We start from the raw sequence: 16,356 nt of genomic DNA, 5'->3' as shown, positions 1-16,356 counted from the left end.
GCTCAGAGCAGCAGCGGGCGATCCGGCAATTCGTTGGGATTTTCACTGTCGACCGGAAAATGCTCGGCCAGCAACTGGCCGGCACGGGCAATCGCGGCGAGCGCGCCGGCACGGTAGTCGCCGCTCCGGAACGCCGCTTCCATGCACCGGCAGATGGCATCCCACTCGGCCTGCGCGACCTTGGCGGCAATGCCGCGATCGGCGAGGATCTCGACCTGGCGGTCGACCAGCTGGACATAAATGAGCACGCCGCTGTTCTCTGCCGTATCCCAGACGCCAAGCCGCGCGAACAGGTCGGCGGCGCGTTGCCGGGCAGTGCGCCCGCGGCGCAGGTCGGCCCAGGGCAGCGGCCCTTCGACGACGAAACGCAGTTCGCCGCGCTGACCGGCTTCGGCAAGCTCGACGGCCGCGCCGATCTCGGCCACCAGCCTGGCATTGAAGCGGCGAGCCGCCAGCCAGGGCGGCGCCAGCAGATGCTTGAACAGACGCGCGAAATTCATTTACCAGCTCCCCGAGGCACCACCGCCCCCGCCTGAACCACCGCCACCGGAAAAGCCGCCACCACCAAAACCGCCTCCGCCGCCGCGTCCACCGCTGAGGATGCCGCTCAGCACGAGATCCAGCCCGAACACGGCGAGAAAGATGCCGGCCAGCGCGCCGCCGATGATGCCGCCCAGACCGCCGAGCACCAGCCAGCCGATGCCGCCGGTGACCGCGCCGACGACGCCGCAGCCAAGCAGATTGCCGAGCAGGTGACGCAGCAGGGTGCCGCCGAGCACGACGCCGATCAGTACGCCGAAAAAGACGAATTCCGGGATATTTCCGAGGTCGACCGTACCGCCGCCAGCCAGACCGGAAGGCGCCGGCAGTTCCTCGCCCCCGACCACCTTGAGGATGGCATCGACGCCGGCCGCCACACCGCCCGGCAGGTCGCCGGCCTTGAACAAGGGCGTGATCGTTTCGGCGATGATGCGCTTCGCCGTCGCGTCGTTGAGCGCGCCTTCCAGACCGTAGCCGACCTCGATGCGCAGCTTGCGGTCATCCCTGGCAACGATCAGCAGAACACCGTCGTCCACGCCCTTGCGCCCGATTTTCCAGGCTTCGAGCAGGCGGATGCCGAACTGCTCTATCGTCTCCGGTTGCGTCGTCGGCAGCAGCACGACGACGACCTGGGCGCCCTTCTGCGCTTCGAAGGCCGCGAGCTTTTCTTCCAGCGCCGCCTTCTGCGCGGCAGCCAGCGTACCGGTCAGATCGGTGACACGCGCCGTCAGCGCCGGGAGCGGCACCAGTCCGTCCGCCGCCGGCGCCGCCCACAACAGGCTGGCGCAGAGGCAGAGAAAGAGGCCGAACAGGCCGCGCCGCAAGGCTTGCATGCGAAAGATTACTTGGCCGCCTTCGGCGCGTTGAAATCGATCTTCGGCGCGTCGCTGATCGCTTTTTCATCCTCGACCGTGAAGTTGGCCTTGGCCTTCCAGCCCATCGCCATGGCGGTCAGGTTGTTGGGGAAGGTGCGCACCGAAATGTTGTAGTCCTGCACTGCCTTGATGTAGCGGTTGCGGGCGACGGTGATGCGGTTTTCGGTGCCTTCGAGTTGTGGCGTCAATTCGCGAAATACCGTATCAGCCTTCAATTGCGGATAGTTTTCGGCGACAACCAGCAAGCGTGACAAGGCACTCGTCAGTTCACCCTGCGCCTTCTGGAACTTGGCGAAGGCAGCTTCGTCATTGATCAACTCGGGCGTTGCCTGGATGCCGCCGATACTGGCGCGTGCTTCGGTGACACGGGTGAGCACTTCCTTTTCGTGGGCGGCATAGCCCTGAACAACAGCGACCAGATTGGGCACCAGGTCGGCGCGCCGCTTGTACTGGTTGAGCACCTCGGACCAACTGGCGGTAACCGCCTCGTCGTTGATCTGGATCTGGTTGTAGCCGCAGCCGGAGAGCAGCGAGACGATGACGGAAAGCAGGGCGAGCAGGCGTAGCTTCATGGCGGGAATCTCCCAGTGTTAAGACAAGTGGCGCCAATATGAGGCCGTTGCCGCGAAAGCTCAAGAGCATGTTGAGGAACATGGCATTTTTGCCCTTTTCGCGGCGTCGACCGCTGGCCGGCAAAAGCGGCGACCGCAGCCGGCGTGGTAGCATTCGCCGCCATGAATTCACCCCGCCTGCCTCCCGCCATCCTGATCATGGGCCCGACCGCCTCGGGCAAGACGGCTGCCGCCATGGCGCTGACCGAGCGTTTCCCGGTCGAGCTGATCAGCGTCGATTCGGCGCAGGTCTTCCGCGACATGGATGTCGGTACCGCCAAGCCGGACAAGGCAACGCTGGCGCGCTACCCGCACCGCCTGATCGACATCATCTCGCCGGAAGAAAGCTACTCGACGGCGCGTTTCCGCCAGGATGCGCTCGCCGCGATGGCCGAGATCACGGCCGCCGGCAAGGTGCCGGTGCTGGTCGGCGGCACCATGCTCTACTTCCGCTCGCTGCTCCAGGGGCTGGCCGAACTGCCGCAGGCCGATGCCGCACTGCGTGCCGGAATCGATGCTGAAGCCGCCAAACATGGCTGGCCGGCGATACATGCCAAATTGGCCGTTCTCGACCCGTCGACCGCTGGCCGCCTGCATCCGGGCGACAGCCAGCGCCTGCAGCGGGCGCTTGAAGTCTGTCTGCTCAGCGGCCGGCCGATGTCCGAACTGCTCGCCGAGAGCGAACAGCAGAAGCCGCCCTACGACTTTCTCCAGATCGCGCTGCTGCCCTCCGAGCGCGCCGTGCTGCACAAGCGCATCGAACGCCGCTTCGACGAAATGCTGCTCGCCGGGCTGGACGAGGAGGTCCACCAGCTGCGGCAAAAATACCAATTGAGTCTTGAGCTGCCATCGATGCGCTGCGTCGGCTATCGCCAGGCCTGGGAAGTGCAGGATGGCCTGCTGCCGGCCAGGGAGCTGCGCGAGCGCGGCATCTTCGCCACCCGCCAGCTCGCCAAGCGGCAGATCACCTGGCTCGGCAACTCCTTTGCCGCGGAAGGCTTCGATTGTCTCGATCCGGCGCTGAGCGAGCGGATCGCCGCCCGCGTCGGAGCATTCCTCAGGCTTTGACCAGTCCTTCCAGGCTGTGTGCCAGTTCCTCGAGCTGGCCGACAATGACCAGGCTCGCATCCTGCGTGCCGACCATGCGCTGCATGAAGTCGCCGGCCATCGCCGTCATCTGCTCTTCCTGCCCCTCGGTCAGGCCAAGGTGCACGTAGGACTTCATCAGCGCCTCCTGGAACTCGATCATGACCTGGGTCAGCTCGTAGCAATTACGCCGGTAATTCCCCTGCACCGCATCCAGCGTGGCATGCACGCGCGGCAGCGCAGCCTCGATGCCGCTGCGCCGGCGCTGCGCCGACAGCTCGGCCTCGATCGCCTTGAGCCGCGCATCGGCGCCTTCGGCGAGCAGCGCGCCGTTGTCGCGGATGCGACCGCAACGGTCGGCATCGTCGAGCGGCATGTTGTTGACCATCAGCGTGACGCGGCCGTAATTGAAAACGCAGCGCGACTTGAACTGGAAGATCCGGCCGGCCTGGCTGACGTGATTGAGCACCGAAGTTTCGAGCGGCAGATCGCGGCCGTTTTCGCTGAGCGAGAACACCTCGCCGCCCAGCCGCACCTGCACGGCCCCCTGCAGATCGTACTGATGCATCGATTCGAGCATCGCCTCGGCCAGTTCCGCAGCGCTCTCGCAGGCAAACGACTTGCTCAAAAACTGCAGCACGACCCCCAGCTCGCCCATGCTGACCATCGCCGACATCGCCGTGCGCTGGGCGTAGCCGGCCTGTTCGTGCAACTGCCGCCGGCTGTTGATCAACTGGGCTGCGATGCGCAGCTTGCGCAACAACTCGTTCGGATCGAACGGCTTGCTGATGAAATCCTCGCCGCCGGCGTCGTAACAAAGCAGGCGCGCCTCGATATCGTCGCTGCCGGAAACGAACAGCACCGGGATGTCCTGCGTATCCCAGTCATCCTTCAACTGCCGGCAGAGTTGGCAACCGTCGATGCCGGGCAACGAAACGTCGAGCAGGAAAATGTCGGGCTTCTGCTCGCTCAGGCGGGCGAGACAGGCCTCCGCCGAGGCAAAGGTTTCAAGCTGGAAATCATCCTCAAGGGTCGCCATGAAGATTTCGGTCAGTACCGGATCGTCATCGACGACAAATAGCCGCAAGCCTGTGCTCATCTCGTTCTCCCTGTATTTATTGATTGTCTGCCGATCAATGGCCGGCTTCAAGGACTCGGAAGGAAAAAACCGGAGAAAGTTCCCGGCTACTCGCGCGGCTCGCCGGCAAAATCCGGCAGACGCGGCGGCTGAGCGCAGGACGGGCATTCGCTCACCGGCTCGAACGCCGCCTGACAGGCACCCAGCCCCTGCTCGCGCCAATCAGGTCGCAGAGCGGCAACACGCACTAGCACGACCCCGGCGCGGATCATGTCGAGATATTCGGCGACACCGCGCGAGACATCGATGATGCGCTTGCGATGCTTGGCATGCATGCGGTCATTGACCTTGACGATGGCACACAGGTTGCTGTCCAGACGGCGTACGGCAACCATGGTGCCGAGCGGAAAGTGATTGCTCGCCGCCGTGAAATCCTTGACCTTGAAAATCTCGCCGGTCGCCGTGCGGCGGCCATGGAAACCGTAGGCATAGAAACTGGCTGCGCCATGCAGGCCGGTCGCCGCATCGTCCTTCATTTCCGCAGTCAGCACTTCCGGTGCGGCATTGCTCTCAGCGCGCTGTTTGAGGTTATTGCGTCCCAGCGTACGCGTGCCGCGTACCACGCTGCGGGCCGGCTTTTTTCCGGCCTGCCGGGCGGAAGCACGGGCCGAAACCTCGACCTTTTTGACAGATGGATTCTTGCTCGTCGCCGCGTCGGCCAACGAGACATTCAGCAGAAGCAGGCCGCCCACCAAGGTGGCGGCGGCCCACCGCAGCCGATCAGACCACGAGGGTCTGCGCTTCGTCACCCTGACGAGCCCTGATCTTGCCGATGTTATAGACGGCTTCGCCCTGCGCCTTGAGTTCGGCGATGGCGGCATCCGCATCGGCGGCCGCCACGACGATGACCAGGCCGATACCGCAGTTGAAGACGCGGTGCATTTCGTTCTCGGCGACATTGCCTTCGGCCTGCATCCAGTCGAACAGCTTGGGACGCGGCCAGGCGGCCTTGCTCAGTTCGGCGACAACATTTTCCGGCAGGACGCGCGGCACGTTTTCGAGCAGGCCGCCGCCGGTGATGTGGGCCATGCCCTTGATCGCAACCTTTTCCATGGTCGCCAGCACCTGCTTGACGTAGATGCGGGTCGGCGCCATGACGACGTCGGCCAGAGTGCGCTCACCGTCGAACTTGGCGTTCATGTCCGGGTTCGAACGCTCGATGATCTTGCGCACCAGCGAGTAGCCGTTGGAGTGGGCGCCGGAGGACGCCAGGCCGAGCACGACGTCGCCCGGGGCGATGTCCTTGCCGTCGATGGCCTTGGACTTTTCGACAACGCCGACCGCGAAACCGGCCAGGTCGTATTCGCCGGCCGGGTACATGCCCGGCATTTCGGCAGTTTCGCCACCGATCAGCGCGCAGCCGGCCAGTTCGCAACCCTTGGCGATGCCGCCGACGACGGCCGCGGCGGTATCGACATCGAGCTTGCCGCAGGCGAAGTAGTCGAGGAAGAACAGCGACTCGGCGCCGAGCACCAGGATGTCATTGACGCTCATCGCGACCAGATCCTGACCGACCGTATCGTGGCGGTTCAGGTCGAAGGCCAGGCGCAGCTTGGTGCCGACGCCGTCGGTACCGGACACCAGGACCGGCTCCTTGTAGCGCTTGGGCACTTCGAACAGCGCGCCGAAGCCGCCGATGCCGCCGAGCACGCCTTCGCGCAGGGTCTTCTTGGCGAGCGGCTTGATACGTTCGACGAGAGCGTCACCGGCATCGATATCGACGCCGGCATCACGGTAGGAGAGGGAAGTAGTCTGGGTCATGGTCTGGTGAACTCGCCGTTTGCGGCGGATGGCCGCTGGAAAAAACGGCGATTTTACCCGAAACCGACCTGCTTCCTAAGCGCTTCTGTCGATGCCCGCCATCATTGCCGAGCGCGCGAGACGCAGGATTTTCTGCACAATCGGCGGCGCAGGCCGCGCTGCCGGGATCGCCGTCGGGCGAGCGCCATAACCCGCCCCACGAAAATCAGCCAGCCGCACACCAGCCGACGCGGCAGGCATCGAGATCGGCGACCGGTTTGGCTTGCCGCGTTGCCCGCAGCTGCGCACCGTCCCGGTAGGCGCAACCGGGCACGGTGGCGAACAGGCCGTGCGTGACAATGGCGCGCGCCACGAGCACCGCTGTCCGTTCGCCCTCGCTGCGCACGATGACATCGATGGCCGGGCATTCGGCAAGGATTTCCCGCCAGTGACAGGTCGGGAAAACACCGCCATAGACGATCGTCACCGCCGGCAGCGCTGCCTTGATCCGCACGGCCAGGGCGACGCAGATCGGATGCGCCGTCGACGAACCGGCATGACCGAGCATGACGATGCGCGGCGCCGCGGCGACGATGCGCCGGACGATTTCATCCGGCGCCAGCGGCTCGTCATCGGCATCGAGCACTTCGACGGCAAAACCGGCATCGAACAGCGGTCCACCGATGGCGAGCAGCCCAAACGGCGGCAGGTGATCGTCGGGAATGCGGCTACCGATGGCGGTGTGCGGCGGGTTGAGCAGGAGAATCTTGGGGATGATGGCAGACATGGCAGGCTCCTTGAACGAAGAGCTGCCAGCATTTGCCCGTCCGGTGAAGACATGACGAAGCGAGGGTGAAGTCGGCCCAGGCCCGCGGCGGGTGACGCGCCTGAAAGCTCAGGGCGTCGGCGCTGCTGCCTGATGTCGCGGCAGGCAGATCCGGAAAGTGCTGCCCCGCCCCGCCTCGCTCGTCGCCGTAATCGTCCCGCCATGCATGGCAACAATCGCATAGGCAACCGACAGACCGAGCCCCATGCCGGCTCCGGGCGGCTTGGTGGTGAAGAAGGGCTCGAAGATGCGGCTCAGGTTTTCGCCAGCAATCCCGCAACCGGTATCGGCAATCTCGAGCCAGACCTGGCGTTCGTCGGTACCGGCGCCAATATTGATTTCGCCCTCGCCGGCAATCGCATCGCGCGCGTTGTGCAGCAGGTTCTTGAGCGCCTCGCCCAGTTCCGACGGACGACACTCGACCTGCAGGGCATCCTCGACACTGCGCCGAATCCGGACGCGCCCGCCCGCCGCCGCATCGGCTGCCGCCAGCGCGGCGTCGAGCAGCCCGACCAGGCCGACCGTCTGCATCGCACTGCCCTGGGCATGCGCCAGCACACGCAGGCTGCCGACCATGGTGGCGAGGCGACGGGTACCGCGCAGCGATTCGTCGAGCAGATCGACGACATCGTCACGCAGAAACTCGAGGTCGGCTGCCTTTTTGGCCGCACCGAGTGCCGCCATCCGGGCCCCCTCGGGCGGCAAATCATGCTCGGCCTGCGCGTAGATTTCGAGCAGGCCAAGCATGGTATGCACGTAGCGCCCCATCGCTTCCAGGTTGGACTGGATGAAGCCGATCGGATTGCTGATTTCATGCGCCAGGCCGGCCGAAAGCTGGAAAATCGCAGCCAGTTTCTCGGCCTGCAGCAGGCGTTCGCGCGTTTCGTCGAGCTTGTGCTCAAGCAGGCGGCGGTTGGTTTCCGAGCGGAAGCGCTCAGTCACGTCGAGAAAGCTGATCACCCGCTTGACGCCGGCCCAGACCGCCGGCTGCGGCTGCGAGCGCCACTCGATGACGCGCCCGTCCACGCATTCCAGGGTCTCGCGCCAGTCGGCCTCGGGCGACTGGCAGAGCTGCGCCAGACTGCGACTGAATGCCGCCGGATCGGCCAGTTGCGCGAGCAGTGCCGCCATCACCTCTTCGTGCCGCCAGAAAGCGATGACCTCGTCGGGAATCGCGAACAGGCTGACCAGCCGGCTGTTGAAACGAATGATGCGATCTTCGGTATCGAGCGCCAGGATACCTTCGTCGGACGATTCGAGGATGGTGCCGAGCAGTTGCAGCAGGTTCTCGGTATGTTCCTCGGCATCCAGGCGTTCCGCTGCCTGACGGGCGCTGTCGGCCTGGATGACCTGACAGGCGGTGAGCGCGTCGACCAGGGCCGCTTCGAGCAGCGCCGGCGCAACCGGCGCCGCATCCGCTGCCGCTTCCAGGTAACGCGCCAGCGCTGCCGGCCGGGTCGCCGGATCGGCAAAGGACTGAACGACCAATTCATGGATCTGCTTCATGTTGCCTCCTCCAGAAACAACAATCTGAGCGCGCCGCCGGCAAGCGGCCCGTTCGGAAAAGCATAGCATGCGACGCCGGACGGCAAACGCGATATTTGGCAAAGATGGCAACGGGATGAATTATCATGACGCCATGAAAATCCTGATCGTCGACGACGAGCCCGCCATTTCCGAAACCCTGGCCTACGCGCTGCGCGCCGACGGCTTCACGGCTGACAGCTGCACGCTGGGCAGCGCGGCGCTGAGCATGCTGCAGGATGGCGCACACGACCTGGTCGTGCTCGATGTCGGCCTGCCCGACCTGAACGGTTTCGACGTCTGCCGCCAGTTGCGCCGCTTCTCCGACATTCCCGTGCTCTTCCTGACCGCGCGCGCCGACGAGGTGGACCGCATCGTCGGCCTTGAGCTGGGCGGCGACGATTACGTCGCCAAACCGTTCAGCCCGCGCGAAGTCGTCTCGCGCATCCGCGCCATCCTGCGCCGCCTGCGGCCGGAAGCAAAAACGGGCATTTCCGACGGTCGACCGGAAAAAAGTGCCCGTTTTGCCGTCGACCGGGACGGCCTGCGCATTGCCTTCCACGGCCAGTGGCTGAGCCTGACGCGCTACGAATACCTGCTGCTGGCGCTGCTGCTTGAGCGGCCGGGCCGCATCCTGAACCGTGCCCAGATCATGGAAAGCGTCTGGCAGGACAGCGGCGAGAGTTTCGAGCGCACCGTGGACACCCACATCAAGACCCTGCGCGGCAAGCTGCGCGCCGTGCATGCCGCCGACGACTGCATCCAGACCCACCGCGGCCTCGGTTACAGCGTGACGACCGGCTGAGCCCGCGGTGAACGTCTCCGTCCGCCTGTTTTTCGGTTACTTCCTGGTCGTTGGCCTGGCCGCCTGGTTCGTGCTCACCGTCATCAACCGCGAAACCGAGCCAGGCATCCGCCAGGCGACCGAGGAAACCCTGGTCGACACGGCGCACGTGCTGGCCGAAATGGCCGCCCTCGAACTGTCGACCGGACGCATCAACCAGGGCAGCTTCGCCGCCTCCCTGCGCGCCGCCACCCGGCGCAGCCCGCGTGCCGACATCGCCGGCGTGCACAAGGAAAGCATCGATTTCCGGGTCTATGTCACCGATGCCCACGGCATCGTCGTCTACGACTCCGAACACGCCGCGCTCGGCGAGGATTACTCGCAATGGCGCGACATCGCCCGCGTCCTGCGCGGCGAATACGGCGCGCGCAGCACGCTGGACGACCCGGACGACCCGCAGTCCTCGGTGATGTACGTCGCCGCCCCCATCTTCTGGCAGGGCGAACGCATCGGCGTGCTCTCGGTCGCCAAGCCGATGTCCTCGCTGGCCCCCTACATCAGCCGCGCCACGGCGCGCGTCAAGCAATCCGGCTTCTGGCTGCTTGCCGCCACCGCCGCGATCGGCCTCTTCTTCTCGGGCTGGCTGAGCTGGTCCATCCACCGCCTGCGCGCCTACGCCCGCGCTGTCGCCGACGGCCGCAAGGCCGAACCGCCGACCGGCGGCGGCCACCAGTTCTCCGAACTCGCCCGCGCACTCGGTCAGATGCGCGAAAAACTCGAAGGCAAGCAATACGTCGAGCGCTACGTGCAGAACCTCGCGCACGAAATGAAAAGCCCGCTCACCGCGGTGATCGGCGCCGCCGAAATCCTCGAGGACGAACTGCCCGCCGCCGACCGCCGCAAATTCGCCGACAGCATCGGCGAACAGGCCCGTCGCCTGCAGGCCATCATCGAGCGCATGCTGATGCTCGCCCGCGTCGAACAACTGCAGGCCCCCGAAGCCGGCGCCACGGTCGACCTCGTCAAAATGCTCAAAACCACGATCGAACTGCGCCGCCAGTTCCTCGACGCGCGCCGGCTCGCTTGCCAACTCGATGCCCCTGCAGCGGTCGACGTGCGCGGCGATGCCTTTTTGCTGCAACAGGCCGTCCTCAACCTGCTCGACAACGCCATCGAATTCTCACCCGACGGCGGCACGATCGAAATCACGCTCGAGGTTGGCGAAGACGAGGCCGAAATCCGCATCCGCGACCACGGCACCGGCGCCCCCGACTACGCCTTGCCGCAACTGTTCGAGCGCTTCTACTCCCTGCCCCGCCCGGCCACCGGCAAGAAAAGCACCGGCCTCGGCCTGGCGCTGGTGCGTGAAGTGGCGCGGCTGCATGGCGGCGAGGCGGGATTTGCGAACCATCCGGCGGGTGGCGGGGTGGCGTGGATACGCATGCAGCAGGAGTGAGCCGGAAGAACGGGAAACAGCGTCTTCCGCTGCAAATGAGCCGCAATGGAAAACCGATGCCTGAGCGCCCGCCCTATCATCCCAACAACATTGAGACTTCCATCACATTTATAGTTTTGCCCATTTCAATCCGGGTTGTTATATTGTGAGCCTGTTACGAATACAGCTATTCCAATGAAAAATTCAAAGAGACATTTTTTGCAGTTGGCGCTGGCCTGCTCTTTGTTTTCCCTGGGAACGCCGACCCTCGCAGCGCCGCCAGGCTCGCCCATCATCATTGCCCATACTGCGCCAACCACCGGGCGTTTTTCCCTGCATGCCGAAGCCGATCGGCGTGGTGCCGAAATGGCAATCGACGAATTCAATACGCGTGGCGGCCTGCTCGGTCGGGAAATCCTTCTAGTCTCGCGCGACCCCAGCCTTGACCCCAAGCGCGCCGCCCTGGTGGCCGAAGAACTGATTACCCAAACCCGGGTTGGTTTCATGGTCGGCGCGGTCGCCTCCGGCGTTGCCGCCAGCATGTCCGCCATCTGCCAGAAATACGGCGTGATCTACATCAACACCAATTCCTCGGCCCCGTCCGAATCGGTCGAGAACGCCCACCGGACAAAATTCGTCTTCGATGCACACGGTGCCAATTTCAACCGCGCCCTGCTGAAATATGCCTTGGCCAACCGCAAATCCAAGCGCGTCCTGTTACTGACCGAGGAAAACGAGTTCGGGCGCAGCAATGCCGCCGCGATGCGCCCCTATATCGCCGAATACGGTGGCACGGTCGTCGGCGAGGTTATCGCACCGGAGGCGCTGCCCGACCCCGTCGAGATCCTGAAGAAAGTCGCCGCCACGCCGGCCGATGTCGTCGCCGTCAGCATCAGCGGCAACAACCAGATCAAGCTGTTTTCCCAGATCGATCCGAAAGTACTCGACAAACAGTTCTGGATCGTCGGTGAAGTCGACTGGGAAGAGCTTTATCCGGCCCCGGGAACGCCACGCCCGCTTTTTGGCACGACCTGGGCCTGGAATCTGAAGACGCCGGGGACGGCCGATTTCGTGGCGCGCTACCGCAAACGCTATGGGCATACCAAGCTCGACTACCCGGGCGATGTCACCCACGCCGCCTATCTCGCCACCAAGGCCCTGCTCGTCGCCATTGAACAGGCGGGCAGCACCGACAACCATGCCGTGATCCAGCAACTCGAGAACTACAAGGCGAGCGCACGGGAGCGCATGCAGGATGCCGCTGCATTCATCGACCCGAACAGCCATCATGTCCAGCAAAGCATTTACATCGCCCGCTGGAATTCCACGGCCGACCGCCCCGAAAAGGGCATCGAGATCGTCGGGCACATAGCGCCGGAGCAGGTTCGCCATGAAGCCGAGCGGACGACGCGCCTGGAATCCCTAGTAGACACACCGCATTACGCAAAATAAAGGCTGCATCATGTTCCGGCTCGGCTTGATCTCGCGTATCGCATGTCTCGTTATCGGTGTCGAAGTCGCTGCCTTCGGGGCGCTCGGAGCGTTCTACATCGATCGCTTCAATACCGCGCTGGACACCAATATCCACTCGCGTCTCCGCCTCGTCGGCCAGATGATCGCCGGCGACGAACTGGCAGTCAGTACCATTGCGCGGGCTTCATTCATGAGCGAACTGCTCGGCGCCCCCTACCTGAATGGCATAGTCATTGGCGGCAACGGGCGCATCATCGTTGCCAGCAACGCCTCGCTGCTCGGCCAGGAGGTGGCGAGCGCGCCGGATGTCGACCCGCAATGGCTGCGCGACACGGGGCCGGACGAGCAGTTTGTCGTCGGCCCGGACACCCTCAGCAGCATCAGTCGCATACACGGCGCCGCCAATGATGCCCACCTGTATACGGCAATCATCACGATCAGCACCGCGGAGCTGACTGCCCAGAAGCGCTCCGTGGCGCTCTGGGGCCAAATCGGCTCTCTGCTCTTCATCCTGCTCAGTTCGGCGGCCATCGTGCTGATTGCCCAGCACCTCATCACCCGGCGCGTCCGGCTGTCACTCGATGTTCTGAAAAAAGTCGAAAATGGCGCAATCGAAGCGCGAATCCCGGTGTCGTCAGACGATGAACTCGGACAGATGCAGCATGGCATCAATTCGATGACCGCCAAACTCGGCGAATTGTTGCGCCAGCATCAAGGCAACGCCGACGAACTGAAAAAACAGAAAGAACTGCTGCAGTCCGTCATACAGCACACGCCGCTGCGCATTTTCTGGAAGGACAAGGACTGTCGCTACCTGGGTTGCAACGACCTGTTCGCGCACGATGCCGGCTTGAGCTCACCGGACGAGCTGATCGGCAAATCCGATTTCGAATTGAGCTGGCGCGACCAGGCCGAGCTCTACCGCGCCGACGACCAGAGCGTCATGCGTTCGGGCATTGCGAAAATCGACTTCGAAGAGCCGCAAACCACGCCTGACGGCAGCACCATCTGGTTGAGCACATCCAAGGTTCCGCTGCAAACCGGCAATGACGAGGTGATCGGCATTCTCGGCATTTACACCGACATCACCGAACGCAAGAACACCACGCAGGAACTGGCGAATCACCGCCTCCATCTCGAGCGGCTGGTCGAGGAACGTACCCAGGAACTCTCCCTGGCCAAGGATGCCGCCGAAAGCGCGAACATGGCGAAGAGTGCCTTCCTCGCCAACATGAGCCATGAAATCCGCACGCCCTTGAATGCCATTACCGGCATGGCGCACTTCATTCGCCGCGGCGGATTGTCGCCCAGACAGTCAGAACAACTTGAAAAACTCGAAGGCGCCAGCCACCATCTGCTCAACATCATCAACGCCATTCTCGAACTGTCCAAGATCGAGGCCGGCAAGTTCACGCTCGAAGAAGCCCCTCTCAAGCTCGAAAGCATTCTCGGCAACGTCCTCTCCTTGCTGCACGACAAGGCACAAGCCAAGCGCATCAAGCTGCTCAGCGAAACCGGGTCGCTGCCGTCCAACCTGCAAGGGGACGCCACCCGGCTGCAACAAGCCTTGCTCAACTACGCCACCAATGCCGTCAAATTCACCGAAACGGGCAGCGTCACGCTGCGCGCGCACCTGGTCGAAGAAGACGCTACGAGCGCCGTCGTCCGCTTCGAGGTCGAGGATGCCGGCATAGGGATCGCACCGGAGGTTCTGTCCAAGCTGTTCTCGGCGTTCGAACAGGCCGACAACAGCACCACGCGCAAATATGGCGGCACCGGCCTAGGCCTTGCGATCACCAAGAAACTCGCCGAAATGATGGGTGGCGACTCCGGCGTGAAGAGCACGCTGGGCCGGGGAAGTACATTCTGGTTCACGGTCCGGCTGAGAAAAGGCGAGGGCCAGGCGAGCGAAACCCGCTTCGCTCCGGTCAGCGATGCCGAGTTCCAACTCAAAGCACACTTTACCGGGCGACGGGTACTGCTGGCGGAGGACGAGCCGATCAACCGGGAAATCACCCTTGAGCTTCTGCAAGATGCCGGCTTGACGGTGGATCTTGCCGAGGATGGCTGCGAGGCGCTCAAACTGGCCAGCAACAACAGATACGACCTGATTCTTATGGACATGCAGATGCCAGGCATGGACGGTCTGGAAGCCACCCGGGAAATTCGCCGGCTTCCCGTCTTGGGCGATGTGCTGATCCTCGCCATGACAGCGAATGCCTTTGTCGAAGACAAACAACGCTGCATCGACGCCGGGATGAACGACTTCATCTCCAAGCCGGTGGATCCCGAACTGCTGTTCAACGTGCTGCTCAAATGGCTGAATCAGGGTTCATTGGCGCACGACAAGCTCGCAGCGACGCCGCTTGGCTGAATCATCTGCCAGCAAGGCGAGGGGTTGAGCCGCACGGGTACGCTCAGACGACAGGGCCAATCCGCAAGCCCGCTTACTCTCTGCGGTCGACCGCTCCGCCTCTGCTAAAATCGCGGGTCCGAATTTTTCGGCGCCCGCGACTTTCAGCGAGCGCCTGTCCCAGTGGAGAGTTTTGCCATGTACCAGTCCCCCCTCATCCAGGATCTGCACGAGCGCGGCCTGATCGCCCAGATCACCGACGCCGAGACGCTCGACAAGCTGCTGACTGAGGAATCGGTAACGCTCTATTGCGGCTTCGACCCGACGGCGGACAGCCTGCACCTCGGCCACCTGGTCCCGGTGCTGATTTTGAAGCGCTTCCAGGAAGCCGGCCACAAGCCGATCGCCCTGGTCGGCGGCGCCACCGGCATGATCGGCGACCCGAGCTTCAAGGCCACCGAGCGCAAGCTCAACACGCCCGACGTGATTGCTTCCTGGGTCGGCAACATCCGCGAACAGGTCAAGCCCTTCCTCAAATTCGAAGGCGCCAACCCGGCGATCATGGCCAACAATTACGACTGGTTCGGCGGCATGAACTGCCTCGAATTCCTGCGCGATATCGGCAAGCATTTCTCGGTCAACGCCATGATCAAGAAGGAATCCGTGCAGCAGCGCCTGACCCGCGAAGACCAGGGCATCTCCTACACCGAGTTCTCCTACAGCCTGCTCCAGGGTTACGACTTCGCCGAGCTCTACAAGCGCCACGGCTGCGTGCTGCAGATCGGCGGCTCCGACCAGTGGGGCAATATCGTCGCCGGCACCGACCTGACCCGCCGCCTGCACCAGAAGCAGGTCTACGGCCTGACCCTGCCGCTGATCACCAAGGCCGACGGCACCAAGTTCGGCAAGACCGAATCGGGCGCCATCTGGCTCGACCCGAAAAAGACCTCGCCCTACGCCTTCTACCAGTTCTGGCTCAACACCAGCGACGCCGACGTCTACAAATTCCTCAAATTCTTCACCTTTTTGCCGGTCGACCGTATCGCCGAAATTGAAGCCACCGACAAGGCGAGCGGCACCAAGCCGGAAGCGCAGCGCATCCTGGCCGAGGAGGCGACCCGCCTGGTGCATGGCGAAGTCGCGCTGATGGCCGCCCGCCGCATCACCGAATGCCTGTTCAGCGGTCAACTCGCTGATTTGACCGAAAACGACCTCGAACAACTGGCCCAGGATGGCATGCCCGGCGTCCAGATCGACAAGGCCAATGCCGGCCTGATCGACGCGCTGGTCGCCGCCGGTCTCGCCAAGTCGAAGTCGGAAGCACGCACCTTCATCCAGAGCGGCAGCGTCAGCATCAACGGCAACAAGGTCGAGGCGCTCGACCACGCGGTCAGCGGCGACGAACTGCTCTACGGCCGCTTCACCATCCTGCGCCGCGGCAAGAAGAACTACGGCCTGATCAGCTGGCAATAAGCCGGCCGGCCCGGAACAACAACGGCGACCCGCGGGTCGCCGTTTTCATGTCAGCCCATCGGCGTGCAGAGTTCGACGAGGAAGCCGTCGGGATCGGCGACGTAGGCCACGGTCTGGCCCCAGGGCATCTGCTCCGGCGCCTGCACCGCCTTAGCACCGGCCTGCACTGCCTGAGCATAGGCGGCCGGCACATCCGGCGTGCTCAGCGCAATTTCGAAACACGGCGCCTCCGGGCGCGCCAACTGCGGATTCTTGCCCAGCGAGCGCATCAGCTGGCGCGACGAGAAAGCCAGCGTCGTGGTGCCGGTGGCCAGTTCGCCGAAATCGCCCGATTCGTGCAGGAACTTGCGTTCAAGGCCAAAAGCCGTGCTGTAGAAAGCGAGGCTTGCTGCGACATTTTCAACGTAGAGGATGGTGTAGGCGAGTTGCATGGCGCTGCTTCCGTGGTTACCTAATAGACGGCAAGCATAATGGCTGGCCGGGCGGCTGTCTTGGGCA

The 16,356-nt window shown here is 63.8% G+C and carries 15 protein-coding genes; 6 read left to right on the top strand and 9 right to left on the bottom strand.

Annotated elements, in window-relative coordinates; all coding sequences use genetic code 11:
* Positions 1-2: 2 nt before the first annotated feature.
* Genes KIG99_RS15720 through KIG99_RS15710 form a run of 3 tightly spaced genes read right to left on the bottom strand, consistent with a single transcriptional unit; the run spans position 3 to position 1,987 of the window.
* On the bottom strand, positions 3-500 hold the full coding sequence (locus KIG99_RS15720) for a TPM domain-containing protein (protein WP_226461000.1): 498 nt from the start codon (positions 498-500) through the stop codon (positions 3-5).
* On the bottom strand, positions 501-1,373 hold the full coding sequence (locus KIG99_RS20685; protein WP_264180424.1) for a TPM domain-containing protein: 873 nt from the start codon (positions 1,371-1,373) through the stop codon (positions 501-503).
* 8 nt (positions 1,374-1,381) lie between these two features.
* Positions 1,382-1,987, bottom strand: a complete 606-nt coding sequence (locus tag KIG99_RS15710) for a LemA family protein (RefSeq protein WP_226460999.1) — start codon at positions 1,985-1,987, stop codon at positions 1,382-1,384.
* A gap of 162 nt (positions 1,988-2,149) precedes the next feature.
* Here KIG99_RS15710 and miaA point away from each other — a divergent pair, with 162 nt between their 5' ends.
* A complete protein-coding gene (miaA, locus tag KIG99_RS15705; protein WP_226460998.1) occupies positions 2,150-3,094 on the top strand; it encodes a tRNA (adenosine(37)-N6)-dimethylallyltransferase MiaA in 945 nt (314 codons plus the stop codon).
* Here miaA and KIG99_RS15700 read toward each other — a convergent pair.
* From KIG99_RS15700 to KIG99_RS15680, 5 genes are all read right to left on the bottom strand, one after another.
* Complete coding sequence (locus KIG99_RS15700; RefSeq protein WP_226460997.1) at positions 3,084-4,211, bottom strand: response regulator; 1,128 nt, start codon at positions 4,209-4,211, stop codon at positions 3,084-3,086. The two genes, miaA and KIG99_RS15700, sit on opposite strands and share 11 nt — an antisense overlap.
* A gap of 86 nt (positions 4,212-4,297) precedes the next feature.
* Positions 4,298-4,942 carry a septal ring lytic transglycosylase RlpA family protein gene (locus KIG99_RS15695; RefSeq protein ID WP_226460996.1) on the bottom strand — a complete coding sequence of 215 codons (645 nt, stop codon included), beginning with the start codon at positions 4,940-4,942 and terminating at the stop codon, positions 4,298-4,300.
* A gap of 28 nt (positions 4,943-4,970) precedes the next feature.
* Positions 4,971-6,011: a phosphoribosylformylglycinamidine cyclo-ligase gene (purM, locus tag KIG99_RS15690; RefSeq protein WP_226460995.1), complete on the bottom strand. Its 1,041-nt coding sequence runs from the start codon at positions 6,009-6,011 to the stop codon at positions 4,971-4,973.
* A gap of 205 nt (positions 6,012-6,216) precedes the next feature.
* Positions 6,217-6,777: a cobalamin-dependent protein gene (locus KIG99_RS15685; RefSeq protein WP_226460994.1), complete on the bottom strand. Its 561-nt coding sequence runs from the start codon at positions 6,775-6,777 to the stop codon at positions 6,217-6,219.
* Positions 6,778-6,885: 108 nt separating this feature from the next.
* The gene (locus KIG99_RS15680) at positions 6,886-8,322 is read right to left on the bottom strand and encodes a sensor histidine kinase (RefSeq protein WP_226460993.1); all 1,437 of its coding nucleotides are present in this window, start codon (positions 8,320-8,322) and stop codon (positions 6,886-6,888) included.
* Positions 8,323-8,437: 115 nt separating this feature from the next.
* On the opposite strand from KIG99_RS15680, the gene creB reads away from it, so the two are divergent.
* The 5 genes from creB to tyrS all read left to right on the top strand — a co-directional run bounded on the left by creB (position 8,438) and on the right by tyrS (position 15,858).
* Positions 8,438-9,145, top strand: a complete 708-nt coding sequence (gene creB / locus KIG99_RS15675; RefSeq protein WP_226460992.1) for a two-component system response regulator CreB — start codon at positions 8,438-8,440, stop codon at positions 9,143-9,145.
* A gap of 7 nt (positions 9,146-9,152) precedes the next feature.
* Positions 9,153-10,580 carry a two-component system sensor histidine kinase CreC gene (gene creC / locus KIG99_RS15670; RefSeq protein ID WP_226460991.1) on the top strand — a complete coding sequence of 476 codons (1,428 nt, stop codon included), beginning with the start codon at positions 9,153-9,155 and terminating at the stop codon, positions 10,578-10,580.
* Positions 10,581-10,754: 174 nt separating this feature from the next.
* Positions 10,755-12,011, top strand: a complete 1,257-nt coding sequence (locus KIG99_RS15665) for an ABC transporter substrate-binding protein (RefSeq protein WP_226460990.1) — start codon at positions 10,755-10,757, stop codon at positions 12,009-12,011.
* Positions 12,012-12,021: 10 nt separating this feature from the next.
* Positions 12,022-14,406: a response regulator gene (locus tag KIG99_RS15660; protein ID WP_226460989.1), complete on the top strand. Its 2,385-nt coding sequence runs from the start codon at positions 12,022-12,024 to the stop codon at positions 14,404-14,406.
* Positions 14,407-14,583: 177 nt separating this feature from the next.
* Positions 14,584-15,858 carry a tyrosine--tRNA ligase gene (gene tyrS / locus KIG99_RS15655; RefSeq protein ID WP_226460988.1) on the top strand — a complete coding sequence of 425 codons (1,275 nt, stop codon included), beginning with the start codon at positions 14,584-14,586 and terminating at the stop codon, positions 15,856-15,858.
* Positions 15,859-15,908: 50 nt separating this feature from the next.
* Here tyrS and KIG99_RS15650 read toward each other — a convergent pair whose 3' ends face one another.
* Complete coding sequence (locus KIG99_RS15650; protein ID WP_226460987.1) at positions 15,909-16,289, bottom strand: VOC family protein; 381 nt, start codon at positions 16,287-16,289, stop codon at positions 15,909-15,911.
* Between the last annotated feature and the right edge of the window lie 67 nt (positions 16,290-16,356).

Origin of the sequence: Quatrionicoccus australiensis, from assembly GCF_020510425.1 — a bacterium.
GTDB classification, from domain to species: Bacteria; Pseudomonadota; Gammaproteobacteria; order Burkholderiales; family Rhodocyclaceae; genus Azonexus; species Azonexus australiensis_A.
Note: the sequence above shows the minus strand (reverse complement) of the source record. Positions and strands in the feature narration are given on the sequence as shown.